The 22,644-nt window shown below is 68.3% G+C and carries 17 protein-coding genes and 3 tRNA genes; 15 read left to right on the forward strand and 5 right to left on the reverse strand.

Annotation, left to right across the window (positions count from 1 at the left end; genetic code table 11):
• Positions 1-135 precede the first annotated feature (135 nt).
• The 5 genes from M3M54_RS01945 (at position 136) to M3M54_RS01965 (ending at position 4,330) form a co-directional block, all read left to right on the forward strand.
• Entirely contained in the window at positions 136-1,413 is a 1,278-nt protein-coding gene (locus M3M54_RS01945) for a proton-conducting transporter membrane subunit (protein ID WP_249020511.1), read from the forward strand.
• Entirely contained in the window at positions 1,410-2,861 is a 1,452-nt protein-coding gene (locus M3M54_RS01950) for an NADH-quinone oxidoreductase subunit C (RefSeq protein ID WP_249020512.1), read from the forward strand. Before M3M54_RS01945 ends, M3M54_RS01950 begins: the two co-directional genes overlap by 4 nt.
• A complete protein-coding gene (locus M3M54_RS01955; RefSeq protein ID WP_249020513.1) occupies positions 2,848-3,330 on the forward strand; it encodes an NADH-quinone oxidoreductase subunit B family protein in 483 nt (160 codons plus the stop codon). Before M3M54_RS01950 ends, M3M54_RS01955 begins: the two co-directional genes overlap by 14 nt.
• Positions 3,331-3,515: 185 nt before the next feature.
• Positions 3,516-3,869: a hypothetical protein gene (locus tag M3M54_RS01960; protein WP_249020514.1), complete on the forward strand. Its 354-nt coding sequence runs from the start codon at positions 3,516-3,518 to the stop codon at positions 3,867-3,869.
• 176 nt (positions 3,870-4,045) lie between these two features.
• Positions 4,046-4,330 carry a DUF167 domain-containing protein gene (locus M3M54_RS01965; RefSeq protein ID WP_249020515.1) on the forward strand — a complete coding sequence of 95 codons (285 nt, stop codon included), beginning with the start codon at positions 4,046-4,048 and terminating at the stop codon, positions 4,328-4,330.
• Positions 4,331-4,416: 86 nt separating this feature from the next.
• On the opposite strand, the gene M3M54_RS01970 is transcribed toward M3M54_RS01965, so the two are convergent.
• Positions 4,417-4,490: transfer RNA gene (locus M3M54_RS01970), tRNA-Pro, on the reverse strand.
• 218 nt (positions 4,491-4,708) lie between these two features.
• A complete protein-coding gene (locus tag M3M54_RS01975) occupies positions 4,709-5,776 on the reverse strand; it encodes an alpha/beta fold hydrolase (protein ID WP_249020516.1) in 1,068 nt (355 codons plus the stop codon).
• A 72-nt stretch (positions 5,777-5,848) separates the two neighbouring features.
• Here M3M54_RS01975 and tkt point away from each other — a divergent pair, with 72 nt between their 5' ends.
• Genes tkt through M3M54_RS02010 form a run of 7 tightly spaced genes read left to right on the forward strand, consistent with a single transcriptional unit; the run spans position 5,849 to position 15,576 of the window.
• A complete protein-coding gene (gene tkt, locus M3M54_RS01980; RefSeq protein ID WP_249020517.1) occupies positions 5,849-7,882 on the forward strand; it encodes a transketolase in 2,034 nt (677 codons plus the stop codon).
• 21 nt (positions 7,883-7,903) lie between these two features.
• Positions 7,904-10,651: a bifunctional transaldolase/phosoglucose isomerase gene (locus tag M3M54_RS01985; RefSeq protein WP_249020518.1), complete on the forward strand. Its 2,748-nt coding sequence runs from the start codon at positions 7,904-7,906 to the stop codon at positions 10,649-10,651.
• Positions 10,648-12,189: a glucose-6-phosphate dehydrogenase gene (gene zwf / locus M3M54_RS01990; protein WP_249020519.1), complete on the forward strand. Its 1,542-nt coding sequence runs from the start codon at positions 10,648-10,650 to the stop codon at positions 12,187-12,189. Before M3M54_RS01985 ends, zwf begins: the two co-directional genes overlap by 4 nt.
• Before the next feature lie 54 nt (positions 12,190-12,243).
• Positions 12,244-13,314 (forward strand): glucose-6-phosphate dehydrogenase assembly protein OpcA, encoded by a 1,071-nt coding sequence (locus M3M54_RS01995; protein WP_249020520.1) that lies wholly within the window; start codon positions 12,244-12,246, stop codon positions 13,312-13,314.
• Positions 13,311-14,021 carry a 6-phosphogluconolactonase gene (pgl, locus tag M3M54_RS02000; protein WP_249020521.1) on the forward strand — a complete coding sequence of 237 codons (711 nt, stop codon included), beginning with the start codon at positions 13,311-13,313 and terminating at the stop codon, positions 14,019-14,021. The genes M3M54_RS01995 and pgl overlap by 4 nt, the downstream gene beginning before the upstream one ends.
• Positions 14,018-14,986: an ROK family protein gene (locus M3M54_RS02005; RefSeq protein WP_249020522.1), complete on the forward strand. Its 969-nt coding sequence runs from the start codon at positions 14,018-14,020 to the stop codon at positions 14,984-14,986. The genes pgl and M3M54_RS02005 overlap by 4 nt, the downstream gene beginning before the upstream one ends.
• Positions 14,983-15,576 carry a histidine phosphatase family protein gene (locus M3M54_RS02010; protein ID WP_249020523.1) on the forward strand — a complete coding sequence of 198 codons (594 nt, stop codon included), beginning with the start codon at positions 14,983-14,985 and terminating at the stop codon, positions 15,574-15,576. Before M3M54_RS02005 ends, M3M54_RS02010 begins: the two co-directional genes overlap by 4 nt.
• A 27-nt stretch (positions 15,577-15,603) precedes the next feature.
• Here M3M54_RS02010 and M3M54_RS02015 read toward each other — a convergent pair whose 3' ends face one another.
• Together M3M54_RS02015 and M3M54_RS02020 are read right to left on the reverse strand one after the other, a co-directional pair.
• Complete coding sequence (locus tag M3M54_RS02015; RefSeq protein WP_249020524.1) at positions 15,604-17,241, reverse strand: redoxin domain-containing protein; 1,638 nt, start codon at positions 17,239-17,241, stop codon at positions 15,604-15,606.
• 87 nt (positions 17,242-17,328) lie between these two features.
• Positions 17,329-17,412 (reverse strand) — tRNA-Leu (locus tag M3M54_RS02020).
• 92 nt (positions 17,413-17,504) lie between these two features.
• Between M3M54_RS02020 and M3M54_RS02025 the strand changes: the two genes are divergently transcribed.
• The 3 genes from M3M54_RS02025 (at position 17,505) to M3M54_RS02035 (ending at position 19,714) form a co-directional block, all read left to right on the forward strand.
• Positions 17,505-17,577: transfer RNA gene (locus M3M54_RS02025), tRNA-Glu, on the forward strand.
• Between the two features lie 369 nt (positions 17,578-17,946).
• Positions 17,947-18,978 carry an MGMT family protein gene (locus tag M3M54_RS02030; protein WP_249020525.1) on the forward strand — a complete coding sequence of 344 codons (1,032 nt, stop codon included), beginning with the start codon at positions 17,947-17,949 and terminating at the stop codon, positions 18,976-18,978.
• A 349-nt stretch (positions 18,979-19,327) separates the two neighbouring features.
• Entirely contained in the window at positions 19,328-19,714 is a 387-nt protein-coding gene (locus tag M3M54_RS02035; RefSeq protein WP_249020526.1) for a hypothetical protein, read from the forward strand.
• 159 nt (positions 19,715-19,873) lie between these two features.
• Here the strand turns inward: M3M54_RS02035 and M3M54_RS02040 are convergent, their stop codons facing one another.
• Entirely contained in the window at positions 19,874-21,898 is a 2,025-nt protein-coding gene (locus M3M54_RS02040; RefSeq protein WP_249020527.1) for a recombinase family protein, read from the reverse strand.
• Positions 21,899-22,644: the final 746 nt, after the last annotated feature.

Below are 22,644 nucleotides of genomic sequence, written 5' to 3' on the forward strand. Positions count from 1 at the left end.
CAGTTGGCACGCACTCCGGGCGTGGCAGACCGGATCAATGTCGCCGGCGCGCTGCTGACCGGAGCATGCGCTGGTCTCCTGGCGATCCTGGCGCTCCTCGGCAGCTCCAATCCCACGCAGGGAGCGTGGTATGTGGTGGACGGCGCCAGTGGCGCGTTCGTTGGCGTTGTGGCGGTCGTCGGGTTGCTGAGTGCGCTGGTCTCCCCGGTATACCTTGCCGCCGAGGGTCGCAGCTTCTTTAGAGCCCCCCGTGCGAGGGCGTGGTACTACTTCGGCCTTAACCTTTTCTGGGCTGCGCTGCTGGCGATTCCGTTGGTCAACAACCTCGGCGTTGCGTGGTTGCTGGTCGAGGCAACCACCGGCGCCTCCGCGCTGCTCGTTGCCTATAGTGGCCGGCGCTCGGCGCTGGAGGCGGGCTGGAAGTACCTGGTGCTGACGACATTCGGGCTGACGATCGCGCTGGCCGGCATCCTCGTGCTGTATGTCGGCCTGGCGCCGCACGGTGGTGTTCTGGGGACTCTCGACTGGCAATCGATTTCGCGCCATGCCCACTTGTTGCCAGCCAAAGATGCGCTGCTTGCGTTTCTGCTGATTGTCGGCGGGCTGGCGACCAAGATCGGCTGGGCACCGGTACACAATTGGTTGCCCGACGCGCATAGTGAAGCGCCGCCCCCAGTCAGCGCTCTGCTGTCCGCGGCGCTTCTGCCAACGGTGATCTTGGTTGCATGGCGTGTGCTCGTCACGCTCGGCCCAGCCTTGCGCGCCGGCGTGGGAGACGCAACCTTCATGGCGTTCGGTTTGGCGTCGCTGGCGATTGCCGTCCCGTTCCTGTGGCGGCCGCTGCCATGGAAGCGGCTGCTGGCGTACTCCAGCCTTGAGCACATGGGCGTGCTCGCGCTCGGCATCGGCTTCGCCTCCCCGCTGGCGACCGCAGGCGTGCTGCTGCACCTGGCCGGCCATGCCCTTGCCAAATCGCTTGGCTTCTACGCCGCAATGCCACTGCTGCGCCACCAACCAGAAAGCGCCGAGCGCCCGCCGCGTGGGATCGCGAAGCTCAGCGCTGGTACTGCCGCCGCGATCGGCCTCAGCCTCGGGTCGCTCGGCGGGTTACCACCCTCGCCACTGTTCTTCAGCGAGCTGCTCATCCTGATTGGCGGCATCGCCGCTGGGCATCTCGTCGTCGCGCTGATCGCCGCGGCCTTGCTCGGCCTCGGGTTCCTCGGGCTGGCCCACGCTCTGATCGAAGGTCTGCTCGGCGGTGAGCAACGCCGCGCGTGGTCTCGTGGGCGTAGCGTCCGTGTCACCGAAGGTCTGGCCACCGTGATCGGTCTGAGTCTTCTCGCGCTGGCAGCCTGCGCATACCTGCTACCTGGTTCGGTGGCCGTCCGCATGCTGATGGATGGCCTCACATGAGCACGCCGCGCGACGCCTCCGGGCGCATGCCCGGTGTTGCTGAGATCAGAGCGGTACCGGCCGCGGCCTGGCGCCGGGCCTGCCTCGACGCGCACGCCCACGGCGAGCGCTTTGGTGGGCTGTTTTCCCACCTGCCGGCGTCGGGACCACCGCGACTGCGAGCGGTGTTCAGCACGCCGGCAGGCGAGCGGCTGATCACCTGCGAGGCCACCGAGGGCGCCGTGGAGACGATTGTCGACGTGATCCCGGCGGCCGGCTGGGACGAGCGCGAGGCACACGACCTCCACGCGATCAGCTTCATCGGCCACGAGCCACTGCGCCCGCTAATTGACCACCACGCGCCGCTGGAGGCGTGGACGGTTCCAACCGTCGGCGAGGATGTGCATCAGGTCGCGGTCGGACCGATCCATGCCGGCGTGATCGAGTCGGGCCACTTCCGCTTCCACGTCGTCGGAGAACGGATACTGCACCTCGACGTCCGCCTCTCCTACAAGCGTCGCGGCCTGGAGACCGCCGCTGCTGGACGGTCGCTGGGGGATGGAATCGCCTACGCGCAGCGCGCCTGTGCGGCGTGCGCGGTGACCAACACAGTGGCCTACGCGCAAGCGTGTGAGGCCGCACTCGGGCTTCAGCCGGACGATCACCTGCGGCGCGCCCGAACGGTCCTGCTTGAGCTCGAACGCGTCTACAACCACCTGAACGACATCTCCGCGATCTGCGCTGGGGTCGGGTTTGCGCCCGGGGCGATGGCGTACGCCGCCCTCAAAGAGCGCGCCCAGCGCCTGAACGAGCGCCTCGCATGGCATAGGTTTCTGTTTGACACGGTGTCCGTGGGAAGAAGTGCGATCTCATTCGATCGTCAGGAGGCCGCGGATGCCCGTCGGGAGCTGGCAGCGATCGGCCAGGAGCACCAGCTCGTCTGGCGGGATCTGCGGTTCGTGTCCTCGCTGCAGGAGCGACTCGAAGGGGTCGCCACGCTCAGCGCCGCTGACGCCGAGCGCCTCGGTGCCGTCGGCCCGGCCGCACGCGCCTCGGGCCTGCGCGACGACCATCGCATCCACAGTCCGCACCTCAGCTACAGCGGCTTCAGCGTAGCGGTCGCAGAGGCCGCCTCTGGTGATGTCGCGGCCCGCACGAACCAGCGCGCGCTCGAGTTGCACCAGTCCCTGGAACTCCTCGACGACCTGCTCACCCAGCCGCTTGAGCCCGGTACGGTCCGACGCTGCGGGGAAGAGGCGAGCACGGCTGTGGGTCGCGTCGAAAGCCCGCGCGGTGTGACCGTCTGCGTGGTAGTGCGCGAAGGCGACCGGTTGGCCGCGCTGCACCTGCGCACGGGCTCGTACGCCAACTGGCCGGTGCTGGCGCACGCCGTGGTCGGCGAGCTGCTGCCGGACTTTCCACTCATCAATAAGAGCTTTGAGCTCTGTTACGCCTGTGCGGACCGCTGAGACGATGTTCGTGTTGCTCAACCACCTCCAGCGACTGCGCCGAGCCACGCCTCCGTCGCCGGTGCGTGCGCGCGGCTCGCTTGCGGTCCGTCACGTCGATGCCGGCTCCTGCAACGGCTGTGAGCACGAACTTGCGGCAGCCACAAATCCGTTCTACGACCTCCAACAATACGGGCTGAACGTCGTCGCCTCGCCGCGCCATGCCGATGTCCTGCTCGTCACCGGCGCGATCACCACACGCATGGCCGGACCCCTCCGCACAGCCTACGAAGCGATGCCCGAGCCCAGACTCGTCGCCGCGCTCGGAGACTGCGCCCTGGGCTGCAATCTCCTCGGCGACCAAGCAGAACTCGCTGGCCCGCTTGAAGCGATCCTCCCCGTCGACCTGCGCATCCCGGGCTGTCCGCCCACGCCGAAGGCGATTGCCCAGGCGCTCACCGCGGCGCTTCACAGACTCGCAACCGACTGACAGCGGCGAGCGGCCGCAGCTCCGGCGGACGGAAGCGGCTTGGGTGGCGAACGCCGCCTTCCGATCAGCGGGGCGCGCTCAACCTCACGACGCAAGCCATCGCATGGGTGAGAGGTGAGGCCCAGAGATTGCACTTAGTCTTATAAGATGATAAGGTATGGTGTAAGCAAGGGTTAGAGGATGGAATGCGCACCAGTGAACAGGTCGGCCCGCCTGGCTGGCCGATGAAGTCGGTGCTGATCCAGCGCCCAGTCGATGATGGCATCCAGCATCGGTTCGAGATGAGCCGCCAGCTGCTCGCCTCCCAGCGGCGAGCAGACCGCGCTGCGGAAACGGGAGCCTCCGTGGCCACGTTGCGCTGTGTGCTGGGCATCTACTGCGCCCGTTACGCGGTGGCTCTCGGGCGTGCCACAACTGCCAGTTCGGGCGTTGAGCGGCAGGCCGCCTTCGCGGAAGCTCGGCGCATCATCCAGCTGTCCGTTCCGCTGCGCAGGCAGATCGCCTCGTCGGCCGACACGGCGGCCGTACCCAACGCGTGACCGGAGCGCGCATCGTCGACCAGCGTGTGTGCCGGGTGAGGGCAAGCAGCCGTGCGAGTCGCATGGTCTGATCTAGCGGTAAGCATCGCGGTCATACGCGCCTTCTCGCCGCCGAGCGCGCAGCGAACGGGCGGCGCGCGTCGCTGTGAACAGCTCGGCCGACCATCATGGGTGGCATGGCAAGCGCGGTGATCTCCGTCAGGGTGCAGGCTCGCTCGCGGCGTGAAGGCTTGGTCGCGGATCGTGCTGGCGTCTTGGTCGTCCGCGTCGCGGCTCCCGCGCTTGATGGACGCGCCAACCAAGCCCTCTGCCGACTGCTTGCCCGAGAACTCGGTGTACGTGATGCGAGTGTGGCCATCATCCGTGGGGAGCGGGCCCGTGAGAAGCTCTTACGAATCGACGGCGTCGACCAAGAAACCGCCGAAGCCACGCTCGGCTTGAAGGCGGGCCAGTCGGGCTGACTCTGCGCCTGCCCGATCTGCTGCTCTAAGTGGGCGTCGTCAGGGGTCTTCGGCAGACGCTCAAGGATGCAGCCGTCACGGAGTAGTCGGGGAGACAGGATTTGAACCTGCGACCGCCCGGCCCCCAGCCGGGTGCGCTACCAGACTGCGCCACTCCCCGTGGTGTGGCGATGATAGCCAGCGCGGGGCGGGGCGATGCGCTGCCATGACCGACGGGGATGGCCTGGACGGCCGACGAGTGCGCTGAGAAGGCGGCCAAAGATGTCTGCGCGCCGGCTGCTGAGGCCGCGCCCCATGGCGGAGGTGAGCCCTGCGGGCGGCAACAAGCGGGCTGGTGAAGGCACCCGGGCACCCACGAGGCGTGCGTGAGGATTGTGCTCAGACGTCGGCTGGCTCGCGCTCCGGATATAGGCCCACCCGCTCGAGCAGCCGCACAAGCGCGGCCGCCAGTTCGAGTGGACGCTCAAGCGGCGTCATGTGGCCTGTGCGCTCGAGGATCAAAAGCTCGGCCAGATTGGGCAGCGCGGCTGCGATCTGCCGTGCGTGCGCCGGCGGTGTGAGCCGGTCCTGCGCGCCGGCCACCACGAGCGTCGGCACGTCGAGTTGCTTGAGCGCGCCGCTCAGGTCCAGGTCGCGCATCGTCTGACCGGCGCCGGCCCGTAGCCGAGCCGGCATGCGCGCGACCATCGGCTCGATGAACGCCAGCTGAGCGGCGGACGCATCGGGGCCGAAGAGCAGGTGGCGGTTCAACGCGCGACTGACTGGGCTGGAGATGGGCAGCAGCGGCTGCTCGCCGGTGATGAGCGCTGCGAGCAGAGTCCGACGCGCCGTGTCGGGGATGACCGCTGGCAGGACGCTGGCCGTCGTCAGCAACCCTGAGACGCCGGTGCTGATCAGCGCAGCCGCGCGCATGTTCGCGCTTGCGCCGACCGTGCCCGCCCGGGCCACGAGCGCCATCGCGCCCATCGAGTGGCCCACCACGACCACATCGCGCCGCGCCGCGCAGCTTGCGGCCAAAACGGCGCCGAGATCCTCACCGTATCGTTCGATCCTCTGGTCTGACACGGCGTCAGCCGGGCTCGCGCCCTGGCCGCGCGGGTCGTAGGCAACCACCCGCAGCCCCCGCCGGATGAGCTCGCGCGTGAGCAGATCGAAGACCTGCAACTCCTCCGTCCAGCCTGGAATCAGCATCACCGTCGGCGCGGCGCCTGAGCCGAAGACCTCGGCGTGCAGTGCGACCCCATCGTCGGTGCGCACCGTGAGCGGTTCGCCCTCAAGCGGTGCGCTCAAGAGCGGCCAGAGGGGATCCTCGGTCAGAGCCTGCCGATGGCGGAGCTCAGCCGCAACGGCAGTGCCGGCACCGGCGGCCGCCACCAGGCCGGCACCGATCCCGAAGCCGCCGATGAGACCGCGCCGGTGCGCTTCACGCGGTCGTGACTTCTGCATCCCGAGGACAGTTTATGCTGGACAGTTGAGTATGAACTGCAACAAAAGCCCATCGGATAGCGAGGTAGTGCTTTGACTGCAACCAACGACGGCGTCTCGCTTGACGAACTCTGCATCGACACGATCCGCACGCTGTCGATGGATGCGGTCCAGAAGGCCAACTCGGGCCACCCGGGCACGCCGATGGCGCTGGCGCCCGTGGCCTACACGCTGTTCACGCGGGCGATGCGTCACAACCCCGCGGACCCGCAATGGCCAGACCGTGACCGCTTCGTGCTCTCCGCCGGTCACGCCTCGATGTTGCTTTACGCATCGCTCTACCTGACCGGCTACGACCTCTCGCTCGAGGACATCAAGAACTTCCGGCAACTGCACTCCAAGACCCCCGGTCATCCCGAGTACGGGGAGGTGCCGGGTGTCGAGGTGACGACCGGGCCACTCGGGCAGGGCATCAGCCACGCGGTCGGCTTCGCGCTGGCCGAGCGGATGCTGGCCGAGCGCTTCAACCGCGATCAGCACGAGGTCGTCAACCACTTCACCTACGTGATCGCCTCCGAAGGCGACATGGAGGAGGGCATCAGCGGTGAGGCGAGCTCGCTCGCGGGCCACCTCGGGCTCGGCAAGCTCATCGTCTTCTTCGACCGCAACCACATCTCGATCGAGGGCGACACCGTGATCGCCTTCACCGAGGACACGCCGCTGCGCTACGCCGCCTACGGCTGGGACGTGCAGGACATCGGTGAGGACGTATCGATCGCGCGGCTCGAGGAGGCGATCGCGACCGCTCAGGGCGTGACCGACAGGCCGAGCCTGATCATGATGCGCACGCACATCGCCTTCGGGGCACCGACCAAGCAGGACACCGCCGCAGCGCACGGCAGTCCGCTCGGCGAAGAGGAGATTCGGGCCGCCAAGCGCTTCTACAAGTTCCCCAGCGAGGAGCCGTTCTTCGTTCCGCCGCAGGCGCTTGAGCACGGTCGCCGGACGCTTGAGCGCGGCGCCGCCCAGCAGCACGAGTGGCGCGAGCGCTTCGAGCGCTACCGCGCCGACTTCCCCGATTCGGCCGCCGAATTCGAGCGGGTCGTGGCGCGCACGCGTCCCGCCGGCTGGGCCGATGATCTGCCCAGCTACCCAGCCAGTGACAAGGGCGAGGCGACGCGCAAGTCCTCTGAGCGCGTCATTCAGTGGGCCGCACAGAAGCTTCCCATGCTGGTCGGTGGCTCCGCGGACCTGGCGCCGAGCACGCTGACGCTGATCGATCAGGCGGGCAGCGTCGATCTGCACAGCTACACCGGGCGCAACCTGCACTTCGGCATCCGCGAGCACGCGATGGGCGCCGTCGTCAACGGCCTGAACCTGCACTACCTGCGTGCCTACGGTGCGACCTTTTTGACCTTCAGCGACTACATGAAGGGCTCGATCAGGCTCGCGGCGCTGATGCGCCTGCCCTCGATCTTCGTCTTCACCCACGACTCGATCGGGCTTGGCGAGGACGGGCCTACCCACCAGCCGATCGAGCAGCTGGCGCACCTGCGCGCGACACCGAACCTCTCGGTGATTCGGCCCGCCGACGCCAACGAGACGGCCCTGGCGTGGCGTCACGCGATCGACTCCACAGACCATCCGGTGGCGCTGATCCTCTCGCGCCAGAGCATGCCGACGCTCGACCCCGCAAGGATCCCCGCCGATGCTGTGGAGCGCGGCGCCTACGTGCTGGCGGACAAGCGCTCCGCGGAGGGCGGGCCGGACGTGATCCTGATCGCCACCGGCAGCGAGTTGCAGATAGCCGTGGCGGCCGCTGAGGTCCTTGAGCAGGAGGGCATCGCCGCCAGGGTTGTCAGCATGCCCTGTGAGGATCACTTCGCGGCTCAGGCTGCCGAGTACCGCGACCAGGTGCTCCCGCCCGCGATCCGTGCGCGCGTCTCGGTCGAGGCCGCCGCGACGTTTGGCTGGCACCGCTGGGTGGGAGATAGAGGGGAGACGGTCGGCATGGAGGGCTTCGGCGCCTCGGCGCCCGCTGCCGAGCTCTACGCGCACTTCGGGATCACGGCAGAGGCCGTGGCCGCCGCCGCGCGGCGCTCGCTCGAGCGCGCGCGCAGCAACTGAATACGACGAAAAGGACACGAGATGAGCACGCTGGCCGATGTGAACCCGAAACTGAAGGCGCTCACCGAGGCGGGAGTGAGCGTCTGGCTTGACCAGCTCGGCCGCTCGCTGGTCCAGGGCGGTGAGCTCGCGCGCATGGTCGCGCAGGAGAGCCTGCGCGGCGTGACGTCAAACCCCTCGATCTTCGAGAAGTCGATCCTCGGCACGGCCGACTACGACGAGGCGATCGCCGCCATGGCACGCGAATCCAAGTCAGCCCAGGAGATCTACGACACGCTTGCGGTGGCCGACGTGCAGGCCGCCTGTGACGTGCTCGCAAGCGTCCACCAGCAGAGCGGCGGCCGGGACGGGTTCGTCTCACTGGAGGTGGCGCCCGACCTCGCTCGCGACCCGGAGCGCACGCTGCACTCAGCCCGCACTTACTGGCACGCGGTGGGCCGGCCGAACGTGATGATCAAGATTCCCGGCACCGCTGAGGGGGTCCAGGCGATCGAGCAGGCGATCTACGAGGGCATCAACGTCAACGTCACGCTGCTGTTCGCCGTCGAGGCCTACGAGCAGATCGCCCGCGCCTACATTCGCGGCCTCGAGCGCCGGCACGCCGAGGGCAAGAGCCTGGACGTGAACTCGGTCGCCTCGTTCTTCGTCTCACGGGTGGACACGCTGGTCGACAAGCAGCTCGACAAGCTCGGCGGATCCGACGCCGAGCGGCTCAAGGGCACCGCCGCGCTGGCCAACGCCCGTGCCGCCTACGCGCGCTTCCAGGAACTCTTCAGCGGGCCCGAGTGGGAGACGCTGGCCGAGGCGGGCGCCGCCTATCAGCGACCGCTCTGGGCCTCCACCGGCGTCAAGAACCCCGCCTACCCCGACACCCTCTACGTCGATCAGCTGATCGCTCCGCACACCGTCAACACGATGCCGCTGGCGACGCTCAACGCGGTCGCCGACCACGGCAGCGTGCCGGGCGCCACCGCGACAATCGACGCGACACCCGCGCTGGCAGCGCTCGCCGCCGCCGGAATCGACATGGAGGCCGTCACCAAGCAGCTGCTCGAGGAGGGGATCAAGCTCTTCGAGGACGCGATGGCATCGCTGCTTGCGGGGATCGAGAAGACCCGCGCCGCGGTTGTCACCGGTCGGCCGCCGGCGATCGACGCGAGCCTGCCGCCGGACTTCGAGCAGGCGGAGGCGGCGCGCGTCGAGCAGGCCGTCAACGAGCAGGTCGCAAGGCGTGTATGGAAGCGTGACCAGGCCCTGTGGGGCGGCCCCGGCGTGCCCGAGATCGAGAACCGGCTGGGCTGGCTGAACGTCACCGAGACGATGCTCGAGCACCTCCCGGACCTCGAGGCGCTCCGCGACGAGCTGCTCGCCGCCGGCTACACCGACGCCGTCCTGCTCGGCATGGGCGGCTCGTCGCTCGGCCCGGAGGTGATCCGCCGCACGTTCGGCGAGCTCGCGGGCGGGCTGCGCCTGCAGGTGCTCGACTCCACCCACCCGGACGCGATCGCAGCCGTCGAAGCGTCGCTCGATCTCGCCAAGACGATCTTCATCGTCTCCTCCAAGTCGGGCGGCACGATCGAGACCACCAGCCACTACGCCTACTTCAAGGCCAAGGCGAAGCCCGAGCAGTTCATCGTGGTCACCGACCCTGGCAGCCCGCTGGCTGCCAGGGCGGATGCGGACCGGGTCAGAAAGACGTTTTTGAACCCCAGCGACATCGGCGGGCGCTACTCGGTGCTCTCCTACTTCGGTCTGGTGCCCGCGGCGCTCGCCGGGGTGCCGGTCGCGGAGCTGCTGCGCAGCGCCCAGGAGGGTGAGCAGAGCTGCTCGCACCTGAACGCCTCGGCGGATAACGCCGGGCTCTGGCTCGGTGCGACGATCGGCGAGCTCGCTCTGCGCGGTCGCGACAAGCTGACGTTCATCGTCAGCGAGCCGATCGACAGCTTCGGCCTCTGGGTCGAGCAGCTGGTCGCCGAGTCGACCGGCAAGCAGGGCAAGGGGATCCTACCGGTCGCCGACGAGCCGCTCGGCGCCCCGGAGGTGTATGGCGATGACCGCGTGTTCGTCTACCTGCGCAACGGCGCAAGGCCCGACGCACGGCTTGACACGCTGGTCGACGCCCTGACCGAGGCCGGCCAGCCGACGCTCACGCTCACAACCTCCGGAGACGCCAGGGACCTTGGCCGGCAGTTCTTCATCTCCGAGTTCGCGGTCGCCGTGGCCGGCTGGGCGCTTGCGATCAACCCCTTTGACCAGCCCAATGTGCAGGAGGCAAAGGACAACACCGGGAAGGTGCTGCAGTCCGGCGCGCTGCCGGCGATCGAGGCCGCCGACGACGCTGCCCTGAAGCAGCTGTTGGCGGTCGGGCCGCCGCACTACACGGCGATCCTCGGCTACCTGCCGACCGCCGGCCCGCACAGCTCAGGCATCGACGAGGCGGTGGCGGAGCTGCGCGAGACGATCCGTGCCGCGACCGGCATGGCCACGACCTGGGGCTACGGCCCGCGCTTCCAGCACTCGACCGGTCAGGAGCACCTCGGTGGCGCGCCCCACGGACGCTTCCTGCAGCTGGTCAACAGGCCCAGTGCGCAGCTCTCAATCCCGGGCGAGTCCTACGACTTCACGACCCTGATCGACGCCGCCTCAGCCGGGAACCTCACGACGCTGAGGGCGCACGGGCTGGCCGCCGAGCGGGTGGTGCTCGAGGGCGATGCGGCCGCGGCGATCCGGTCGCTGAGCACCAGGATCAAGGGGCTGCTCGAGCGATGAGCGTGGCCGAGTCCGAGCCCGTCGAGGCCGAGAACCCGCTCGTGGCCGGGCTCGAGCGCCAGCCGGTGCGCTCCACGGCGATGGTGATCTTCGGGGCGGTTGGGGATCTGGCGAGCCGCAAGCTGCTTCCCGGTATCTACAACCTCGCGCACGAGGGTGCCCTGCCGGAGCGGATCGCGCTGATCGGCGTATCGCGCGGCAAGCTGAGCGACGAGGACTTCCGTGCCAGTGCCCGTGAGGCGATCGAACGCTTCAGCCGCCGTCGGCCGGACCCGGACGTGCTCGCCGGGCTGCTCGAGAACTTCCGCTACGTGCAGGGCGCCTTTGACGACGACACGCTGTATGCGCGGCTGGCGGAGACGCTGACGGGACTGGATCAGAGCTTGGGGACGCAGCTGAACCGCATCTTCTACCTTTCCACCGCGCCCGAGTTCTTTCCGACGATCACCGGCCGGCTTGGCGCTCAGGGCCTGAGCAGCTCCGAGGACGCCGAGGTGCGCGTGGTGATCGAGAAGCCGATCGGCTACGACCTGGCCTCGGCGCGTGCCCAGACCGAGTCCGTGCACCAGTACTTCGAAGAGTCACAGGTCTTTCGCATCGACCACTACCTGGGCAAGGAGACCGTCCAGAACCTGATGGCGCTGCGCTTCGCCAACGCCCTGTTTGAGCCGGTCTGGAACCGCAACTTCATCGACAATGTGCAGATCACGGCCGCCGAGGACATCGGTATCGGTACGCGCGCCGGCTACTACGAGGGCGCCGGGGCGCTGCGCGACCTGGTTCAGAACCACATGCTGCAGCTGCTCGCGCTGCTGGCGATGGAGCCGCCCACGGAGTTTGAGGCAAACCGCCTGCGCGACGAGAAGGTCAAGGTGCTCGAGGCGATCGCGCCACCGGCGCTCGATGAGGTGGCGGCGATGGCGGTCCGGGCACAGTACGGCCCTGGCGTCGTTTCCGGCGCGGAGGCCGCCGGCTACCGCGACGAGCCGGGCGTGGCCGCCGACTCGCGCACCGAGACCTACGCGGCGCTGCGGCTTTACATCAACAACTGGCGCTGGGCTGGGGTGCCGTTCTACCTGCGCACCGGCAAGCGCCTGGCGCGCAAGCTGACCGAGATCGCGGTCACGCTTAGGCCGGTCCCACACAGCGCCTTCCAGGGCCCGGACTCAGGCGGCGTGCAGCCCAACCAGGTGATCCTCACGCTGCAGCCGGACGAGGCGGTATCGGTGTCGTTGGGCGCCAAGGTGCCCGGGACCAAGATGCAGATCCGACCGGTGAACATGGAGTTCCATTACGGCACCTCGTTCCTGTCCGAGTCGCCGGAGGCTTACGAGCGGCTGATCCTCGATGTGATGCGCGGCGACGCGACGCTGTTCACGCGCGCCGATGAGGTCGAGGCGCTGTGGCGCATCATCGACCCGATCCTCGCCGCCTGGGAGCTTGACACCGACACGCCGATCCCCCAGTACGCGGCCGGGTCGGCCGGACCTGTGCAGGCGGTCGAGCTGCTTGACGGACGCGCGTGGCGGCGTCTGTGAGCGTGTCTGTGTGTGCCTTCCGGTCGGCCGCCGAAGCAGCGGCGAGGCGGCCCGATGAGTGAGGCTCGCTGGGCTGAGCGGGACACCACGCCTGAGCGGATCGAGGCGGCCCTGCGCGAGCTGCTGCGCGAACGCCACGCCGAAAACGAGGCGCTTGTGCCAGCAAGGGTGCTCAACCTGATCGTGGTGGCCGAGCGGGAGTGGCGCGGTGAGGTTGTCAACAGGCTCGAACGGGTGGGGAGCTACCACCCGTCGCGCACGATTCTCTGCACGGTTGAGGATGAGCGGCGGACGATCGACGGCTACGCCACGGTCAGCGGCGACGTCGCCGACGAGGGCGGTGTGGGCGTTTTGCGAGAGTCGGTCGAGATCGCGCTCGGCGCCGTGCACACGGGCCGGATGGACACGATCATCGACCCGATCCTGATCCCCGAGCTGCCGACCGTGATCTGGTCGCCGCACTGCCGCGATGATGCCGTCGAGGCGCTGCTGCCGCTCGCCGACGTGATCCTGATCGACACCGACGATCCTGTCTACTTCGACGGCCCCGGCGCGGCGCTGTCAAGGGCCGCGGAGCTCCTGGACTCACACGTGGACGTCGTCGATCTGGCGTGGCTGCGGACGATCGCCTGGCGCGAGCGCCTCGCGGGGAGCTTCTCCGACCCCGCCCGTGCCGGTCTGCTTGATGGGCTGCGGCGGATCTATGTGCGTCACCACCCCGGGTCGATCGTCTCGGCGCTGCTTTTGACCGGGTGGCTGGCCTCGCGGCTGGGCTGGAGCGCCAGCGCGCTTGAGCCCACCGCCGGGGGCGCCCGCAGCGCAGTGGCAGTCCGGACCGGTGGTGGGCCCTCGGTCGCGATCGAGTTCAGCCCGGTCAAGCAGGCGATCCGAGGCCTTGCGGGCGTGACCGTGAGCGGCAGCTCCGGCTTCTCGCTGGCGTTCGAGCGAGCGGCAGGCGGGTTGGTCGCACGCGAGCAGCGCGCCGGTTCAAAGCCCCGCCAGTGGCAGCTGTTCGGTGCCTCACGCGGCGAGGCAGGGATCCTCGGGGAGGGCGTCAGGCAGGCGCTGATCCGGGATCATATCTACGGTCCCGCCCTACAAGCAGCGAGGAGCTTCAGCCAATGAGCATCGATATTCGGGTCCTCGACGACCCTGGACAGGCCTGCGCCGACGCGCTCAGCGCCGCCGCGGCGACCGGTGAGAACGTGGTGTTGACCGGTGGTTCATCACCGCGGCACGCCTACGCGCTGGCGGCAGGCCAGCGCGCGGGCGACTGGCAAGGGGCGAGGCTGTGGTTCTCAGATGACCGCTGTGTCGGACCCGAGGACGACCGTTCCAACTTCAAGATGGTCAAGCAGTCACTGCTTGACCCGCTTGCAGCAGCCGGTGTGGAGGTCGAGTTCTGCCGCCGCATACTCGGCGAGCGCGGTCATGAGGAGGCGGCGCTCGAGTACGAGCGGGAGCTCGAGCACGTCGGTGGTGGCCCCGGCGCGATTCGCTTTGAGCTGGTGCTGCTCGGGGTCGGCTCAGACGGCCACATCTGCTCGATGTTCCCGGGCCAGGAGTCGCTGAACGAGCGGGCGCGCTTCGCGGTCGGGGTGCCGGAGGCGGGTCTCGAGCCGTTCGTGCCGCGCGTGACACTCACCTTCGCCGCGCTCAGCCACGCCAAGCGGGTGATCGTGCTTGCGATGGGCCAGGAGAAAGCCGACCCGATCGCCGCCGCCTTCGCGCCGGACGCGCCGCACACGCCTCAGGTGCCGGCCTCGCTGTTGGCAGAGCACGTCGAGGACATCGTCGTGCTGCTCGACGATGCGGCGGCTGCGCGCCTATGACGAATGTGGTGGGGGTGGACGTCGGCGGCACCAAGGTCGCCGCCACGCTGCTCGGCGCGGGTGGGATGGGCGAGCATCATCAGCAGCCGACGGCGCTCTCGAGTGCCGAGGCGCTGATCGACCAGCTCGTGGCGATCGTCGGAGAGGCGGCCGGTGGAGGCGGATGCCGCGCGGTCGGCATCGGCGTGCCGTCGATCGTGCGCTTCCAGACCGGGGAGATCGCCGCGTCAACGAACATCCCGCTCGCCGGCGTGCCACTGCGTCACGTGCTCGGCGAGCGGCTCGGGGTCCCCGTCTACGTCGATAACGACGCAACCGTCGCGGCCCTGGCCGAGGCTTACGACGAGCGCATGGAGCTCGTTGCCCGGAACCTCGTGATGATCACGGTCGGCACCGGGATCGGTGGCGGTGTGGTGATCGATGGGCACATCTTCCGGGGTGGCAGCGGCGGCGCCGGTGAGCTCGGCATGACGCTGATCGGGCTGGCCTGCAAGCCCGAGATGCAGGCCCCCTCGGCTAACTTCCCGCAGCCCGGCTCGCTCGAGTCGCTCGCCTCAGGTACGGCGCTTGACCATCTCGCCCAGGCTGCCGCTCGCGAGCGTCCGGACTCGGCGCTCGGGCGCCTTGCCGCCGGCGGACGCCAGGTGCTCGGTGCGGACGCGGTGGCGGCGGCGCGTACCGGCGACGAGCCCGCAGCGGCGGCCGTCAGACGCTGGGCGCACGCCCTGGGTGTCGGGATCGCCAACGCGATCAACACCTTTGACCCTGATGAGGTGGTGATCGGCGGCGGCGGGGCAGCCGCCGGCGAGCTGCTGCTCAAAACCGCAGCTGGCTTTGCCGACGGCTACGTGCACCCCGGCCTGCGGGGCCGTGCCAGCGTGCGTCTGGCGCGTTGGGGGGCCACCGCAGGCGTGCTGGGCGCGGCGCTTTTGGCCCAACACGAGCTGGAGCACGAGACGACATGAACTGGATGGGCGGAGGTGGCGAGCCGCGTCTGGTGCTGGTGCGCCACGGGGCGACCGAGTGGAGTCAGAACGGCCGGCACACGAGCCACACAGACCTGCCGCTGCTCACCTCGGGCGTCACGCGTGCACGGGCGCTCGCGCCGGTGCTTGGGGCGATGCACTTCGCGCGCGTGCTCTCAAGTCCGCTGCAGCGCGCTCGGCGAACGGCCGGGCTCGCCGGGTTCGGTGACCGGGTCGAGGTGCTGCCGGCGCTCACCGAGTGGGATTACGGCCACTACGAGGGCAAGACCAGTGAGGAGATCTGGCGTGAGCGGCCGGGCTGGGAGCTTTGGAGAGACGGCGCGCCCGGAGGCGAGTCGCCCGCCCAGGTCGCCGCGCGCGTGGACGGCGTGATCGACGAGGCGGTGCGTGCCGACGGTGACGTGCTGATCTTCGCTCACGGCCATGTGCTGCGGGTTCTGGCGGCGCGCTGGGCCGGTGGCGATGTGACCCTGGGTGCCCGTCTGGCGCTCGATCCCGCGACGATCTCGATCCTCGGGCACGAGCATGACACTCGCGTGCTCGAGCGCTGGAACGCCTCGGCCGGCTAGCGGCGGCCTCAGACGCGCACGCGCGGCTCAGCCGAGCGCGTGCTGGGCGATCGCCAGATCGAGCGTGCCCTGCGACTCATACTGGCCGATGTGCACGCTGTCGAGCTTGCCGACGCGGTTGAAGAACACGGTGGTTGGCGTGGCGGCCAGGCCCTGCGGCAGGATCTGAGTAGTGCCGCCCAGCGACACCGGGTAGCTCGGGTAGCTGACCGGGTGCGCGCGCAGAAAAGCGCGCGCGTCGCCGGCTGGGTCGTTCACGTCGGCGCCGAGGAACGCGACCTGGCGGCCGTAACGCGCCGAGGCGGAGGCGAACAGCTTGAACTCGGTGCGGCACGGGACACACCACGAGGCCCAGAAGTTGACCACGACCGGGTAGCCGCGCAGCTCCCGAAGCCGTTGCTTGAGCCCCCTGACGCTGCCGATCAGTTCGCTTGCCTGGGCGTGCAGCGCCGCCAGCGGCGCGGGCGAGCCGCTCAGCTCGGCGCGAATCGCAGTCTTGGTGAGCGGGCCGCTTGAGGTTGCAAGCGCGGCGTGCAGTTGCTGGGCGAGCGTCGCCAGCGAAGGCCAGCCGCTGGTCGAGAGATCGCGGAAATAGAGCTCGGTGCCGTTGCGTGAGACGAGCTCGAGCCAGGGCTCGTCCTGCACGCCGTAGCCGTCGGCGAGCGCGCCGCTTCTGTCGATCGCGACAGGGTAGGAAAGCGGTGCCTTCAGGGTCGCGAGCAGGCGCGGCAGCGCCCGCGCGTTTGGCTCGACACTTGCCTCATCCACGGCGACCAGCTGCGGCAGGCCCGCGTGCTTGGCGAGCGCCACGTAGCGGTTCATGAAGTCAAGGTGCACCCGCAGGTTCATCACCTCCTGATCCCAGCTTGCGAAAAACATCAGCAGCCGTGGCCTACCGGGCCCGACGGTGACGCTGCCGTGGCCGACCAGCGGCAGCACGGCGCGCTGGGTGGGGGGCGTGCTCTTGGCGGGGGCGTAGGAGAGGTGCGACCGGACAGCCGGGTGACCGGGGAGCAGCTTTGAGACCTGCTGGGCGAGCAGCTGCGCCTGCTGGGGGACGCTTGCGTAGGACATCTGCGTCAGGTACAGGCGCGTCAGCTGCTGGTGCCGGTTGATCAGAAACAGCGCCGGGGTGTGGTCGATCTGGCCGGCCTCGATCTCAACGGCTATGTGGTAGGCCGCCCAGACGTGCTTCAGGTGCGTGTAGGTGCCGGTGGCGAAGTCCCACAGGTGTGTGAGGCCGTGGAGCTCGGTGTAGGCCCGGACCCACTTGACGGCCGTCGCGCGTGGGTTGGCGTTGACGCCCAGAAGTGCCACCTGCGAGCCGGCGCTACCGAGCATCCGCTTGGCGTCGGCCATCACCGTTGTGGTGAGCGGGCAGACGGTCGTGCACTGCGCGTCGTTGAAGGCGAGCAGCACCACCTTGCCGCGGAACTCGCTAAGCGACACCGGCCGGTCGTACTGGTCGGTGAGCGTGAAGTTCGGGGCCGGTCCGCTGAGCGCCGTTCCGGGATCGAGGTTGGGGGAGAAGGCGACCTGCTGGGAGGCGCTCGGTGTGCGGTGCGGGCGCTGCGAGCTGATGATCGCGGCGAGCGCCACGAGCGCGAGCACGACAACCGCAACGACAGCCAGGCGTCCCCTGCCGATCTTGCTGAGCGTCGTCATCTGCTGCGGTACCGGCCTCTGTGCGTTCGTCGGCTTGCGGTCCCGAGTCTCGCGCGCGAGCCCACAGACTGGGCTCGCGCTTGGCGATGCGGCTGGAGGGACTCGAACCCCCATGCCCGTAAGAGCACAGCGACCTGAACGCTGCGTGTCTACCAATTTCACCACAGCCGCGGTGAGCTGCTCAGATTAGCAATCGGCGCCGAGTCCGGTGCCGTGCGGGCAGCTTGCTGCGCGCGTTCGCTACCCTAGGCCGCGCAGTCCAAGCCGCTATCGTCTAGGGGACTAGGACGCCGCCCTCTCACGGCGGTAACCCGGGTTCGAATCCCGGTAGCGGTATTCCCCCCTCAAATCGCCGAACGGGCCACGACCCCAGAGGCGACGGGGGTTTTGTTAAGGGTGGGAGGGGTCATCTGGCCCCTCCTAGTCCCTCCTACTACCTGCTTCGCTGCACCTCCCTGCATCGCGAGAGCAGGCGATGCAGGCGGCGTAGGCCCGACCAGGACAGCTCTACGCTACCCACCAGGACGACCAGGGCCTGGCCAAAATCAAACCGCCAGAGCCTCCATCACACCCAGGACGATTCACAGACGACGCCGACAGGCAGGTACCCGCGTGGAGTGAATGCTCCCGCTCCGCTGCAGCGCGGCAGTTGCCATCTAGCAGGTGCGGTAGCCGCGGCGGTCAGTTCCGGCGACAATGACCGTCATGACGCCGCGACCCGCATCCCTCCTGTTCGAGCTTCCAGGCGGTGCGCTCTCAGCCACCCCGGAGGCCATCGAGCCCGACTCCTTCGCTCAGCTTGGCGCGCTGGAGCTACAGCACATCGAGAGATGGCTCGCGGCGGCGCCCGCGGTCCTCGGAGAGGAGCTGCTGGTCGTCACGACGCAGTTCGCCGGATTCGACAAGACGAAGGAGCGCTCTGACATCCTCGCGCTCGACCGCGCCGGACGGCTCGTGGTCATTGAGCTCAAGCGCGACAGCTCCGGGTCCCGGCAGGACCTGCAGGCCCTGCGGTACGCCGCGTTCTCGGCGACGCTCACGCTCGACGACCTCCTCGACCTCTACGCGAAGCATCATGGCGCGGCGCCTGCGGCCATCTCCAAGGACGAGGCGCTCAGTCGCTTCACCAACCACGTGACCGAGGGCGCGCTCGAAGGCATCGACGAGGACACGAGGCCGCGCATCATTCTCGTCGCCAAGGCCTTCCAAGTCGAGGTCACCGCAACCGTGCTCTGGCTGCGCGAGACCTGGGGCATGGACATCTCCTGCGTCGAGCTCGTGCCGTACAGCGTCGACGGGAAGGTGCTGCTCAGCTCATCGGTGCGGATCCCCTTGCCTGAGGCGTCTGAGTACATGGTCAAGCGCGACCAGAAGCGCCAGAAGGCCGAGGCGGCGTCGAAGATCAGCTGGGAGAAGGCGATGCGCGTCATGGCAGCCATCCCGCACGGGCGGTGGATGAGCTACCAGGACCTCGCGGTCGCCGCCGGGGGGACTCCGCGAGCGGGGATGGCAGTCGGTCAGTACCTCGCGAAGGCCGGCGACCTCCCGGAGCACTGTGCCCACCGGGTGCTGCGCAGCGACGGCAGCGTCTCCCCAGGTTGGCAGGGCGACATCGGCGGCCCCGAAGAGGCGCAGGCCCTGCTCGAAGCCGAAGGACTCCGCTTCGACGACAAAGGGCGCGCTGACCCCGCGAAGCGGTACCAGCCGGCTTCTGACGGCTCAACCCACGCGAGCTGACGCCTCCAGCGGCCTGCGAGTCCTCGGAGCGCGCCCCCACGCCCTAGCGCCCCCGCCGCGCGCTGTCGTGGGTGTCCGTCGCACCCTCACGGTGTTTCACCGCAACGAGTAACCATCGAGCGGGCCGTCCTGCGCACCCGCGCTGGAGGCTCGCGCCGGACGCGCCGCGCAGGCGGGCGCAGAGCCGCATCCCGCCCGCGCGACCGCCCGGCTCGGGCAGCTGCTCGGTTTTGCGCGCGTTTTTGCGCCCGACCCCGGTAGGGAGGCGGTGCGGACCTGAGTTGGGATTTTGGTCCTGCTGGGCCGCTACGGTCGCTGCTGACTGACCGACTTCGAGCAGGGAGGCTCGATGTCTTGTCCGGTGTGCGCAGAGCACCCGAGTGGCCGGGTGCGCCACGACGGCTACTACGGGCGCCACAAGGAGTTCATCCGCTGGACGAGCTGCTCGCGGCAGCGCCATGACCTGCTCACAGCGACGCAGCAGACCCAACGGCGCCGCACGCGGCTATCGCCGCTACGGCACTCGCTCCGCTCGCGCCTACGCAACGACAGCCGCGTGAACCCGTCCGGCCTGGAGTGTCCCTACGCTGGTCGCGACCACACACTGTTGCGAGGACCGGTTGAGTCGAAGCAGTACACCAGCTTCGACTACGGCCAAGAGCTCAACGACGCGAGGGTGCTCGCGTCGATGGGATCGGTCGGTGACGCATACGACAACCCCTCTAAAACCTACTAACCCACTCTCCGTCAAACCCACGCCTGTTCAGCCTGTCCAGGGCGAATGAAGTGGATCGACGGCACCAAAGCATTCTCTCGGGGAGCGTGCTCGTTTCCGCCGGCCGGAAGTCAAGGAGAACGTAGATCCCACCCCGTCTTCGGCCGCGCCATCCGGTGGCTACACCACGATTTTTAGGGTGATTCGCCACGCCACGTCACCCGGTTTGAATTTGACTCCGCCTCGATGCCGCCAGCTGGTCGAAGCGATCTCGTCCCGGTTCCGTCGGTCGACCTCAGCTCCGGATGGGAGCAACAGCAGGGATTCCAGGCTCGTGTCCGCTCTTGAAACTGCCTTAGCTGCTCTTGCTTCGGTGTCAGTTTCGATCTCGCGGCCCAAGTACGCGGTGTCGGCCGATCTGGTATCTCCAATTGTCTCGGTGTAGAGGTCGATGAGATCGGCCCCCGCGAGATTCGGGTTGAGGTCCTCTGGCTGTCCACCCGGGGGAACGAGCGGGCCTTCGATGGTGATGATGATGTCCGCGTATCCGTCGTCGTCAATGACGATGCGGCTGATGCAGCGCGAGAAGAGCCGGGCGCGGAGCGCCTTGTGAAGTGGATCGGTCGGTGTCTCGACGGTGAGCAGAGTCAGGAATGCAGCCGTTCGGTCGTCTTGGCTGTGAACGCTCGGTGGCCCAGCACTGGATGCGGCGCGCTCACGGTTAGAGTCGAGGCGTGCTTGCAGTGCCCGCCGCCGCGACTGCAGGGGCTGAAACAGGATCTTCCATTCCTCGGGGCTGAGCTCTCCGCGCGTGTGTCGATCGACTAGCGCCGCTTCGCGGTTGTGCAGATCAGCAATCTCGGACTCAAGCTGAAATTCCTCATCTTCCGAAAGGCAATCGTCTGGGAGGGCCTGCTCGACACGCATCGCGTCCGCGAGCTGCCGTTGGAGCTCGGGATGCCGCACCAGATCACGGATCGCTTCCACGACCGGTCTTTCGAGAGTGTCGCGCTCCCAGACAAACCGGCGACGATCGCTGCCTCGGACGTGCTTGCAGCAGGCTGGAACGAACGGCGCGTGGCGGAGCCGTCGGTGATCGGGGTTGCCGTCCTTGAGGATGTAGCCGCCGATCTGGGCGTAGAAGCCACTGTCGCGGCGGCTGTCTTCGCACTGTGCGTGGACGCATTCAACGGTGTTGAAGAGGAATTCTCCCAGCGGCGTGCGGTCGGAGCGTCCTTTTCGCAACGCGAGCACTTCCTGCACCCGGGCGAACCGGTCCCGGGGGACGGGCCACGGGTTCTCAGGCGGTTCCTGGAGCACTGCCACGCCGTGCTTTTTCCCGCCGACGTAGCAGTAGTGCTCGCCGGTGCTGTAGATCGGGCTCTGGAGAACTCTTCGGATGTGTTCATGGTCGAACGGACAGCCTTCGTTAGCGAGGAGTTCGGCCACTTGGCGGGTGCTGAGGCCCACGCTTTCGTCTTCTGACCGGCCTGCTGGGTCGGCTATTTCAAAGGCGCGGTTGATCCACTTCATGCCTTCTTTCTCGGCCATCAGCCGCCTCGTTCGCTTGTCGCGAATAAACCCGAATGGCACCGGTCCGAGCCATCCATTACCGGCGAGTGGTCCCTTAGTGAGCATCCCGGCGCGCATCCTGCGGGTCGCGTTGCGTCGCTCGGCCGCAGAGACCATCATCATCGCTGTGAGCGCCATCCAGTCGGTCTCGTAGTCCATTTGCCGCCCGTACGTTGAGAGCCAGAGGCCGACGCCGTTCTTCTGCCAGCGCCGCAGAAGCATCTCGCCAGGAAGCAGGTCTCGCGCGATCCGGTCTCCGTCGCGCCAGACGATCTGCTCAAGCCAGCGCTCTTTGATGGCGCGGTCGACGATCAGCATGTCGTCGCGTTCAAGTACGCCCGCTGGCGGTGCGCCTGCTCGCTCGTGGCGCACCTCACGGGTGCCGCTCATCTTGATCGACAGGACCGCGAAGCGTGGCCGCAAGATCTCAGCGTGGCGGTCAGATAGCGCCAGTATCGGTTCGAGCTGATTCACCAGACGCTCGTTGCGATCTTCTGCGCTGAGGCGCGCAGCCAGGATCGCGTTGCCTTCCGGGTTCATCTCCAGAACGCCGACCTGCGCGCCGCCCGCCACCGGATGCCAGATGACCTGCCCGAATCGCTCCAGCCCGTCGGTCGGGTCCTCATCGACCATTTGGCGAGGTTGACCGCTTGCGCCGGGACGGACGTTGATCACTGCCGGCTTACGTCGGCGTGGCTGTGGGCTTGCGGTGCTCATACCGTCGACCATGCCTGGGCCGTCGGCGCGCACGAGAGTTCCTCCGGTCAGTACGACACCGTCGTCACGGACGAGTCGTACCTGTCCCGCGCCGACCTCCAGCTCGAACCCCACTACCCGGTGATGCGGGACGTTTACAGGCAGCGCACCATCGCTCGCGGTAGGGTTGCGTCCAGTGTCACGGTGGGCGAGAGGAGACGGCTCGGCTCGTGTTGGTTGCCGCTGAAGGACCACGGTCTCCGCTATCGCTCGCGCGGCTTTTTCCGCGCTCAGGCCCGGGTCCTGAGCGCGTCTCCACACGACATGCACAACGGGAGCGAGAGTCATGGGGGGCACCAGCCCCCTGATCGTCGGTGCGGCCGTGAACCGGTCGCTGGCAGTCTGCATGTCAAGAAGGCTGGGAGCGGCTGCGTAAAAGCTGGGATAAGACGCGTGCTGGGGGTCAAACTCAGGTGGTGGGGCGGGTTGGGCGGACTAGAGGAATCCCGTTAAGAGGACTACCGGGTACGGGAATCCCGGGAATCCCGGGAAACACGGGAAACCCGGGAAACCCGGGGTGGCCGTCGCGAACCTGCGAGGCGACCACGAGCAGACCGTTGCCGCCCGGAGGGCGGACTTGAAATCGGACGACATGCGATCCCGGTTGGCCGCACTGATCGCAG

The sequence above is a fragment of the Conexibacter sp. S30A1 genome (assembly GCF_023330665.1).
GTDB lineage: Bacteria > Actinomycetota > Thermoleophilia > Solirubrobacterales > Solirubrobacteraceae > Palsa-465.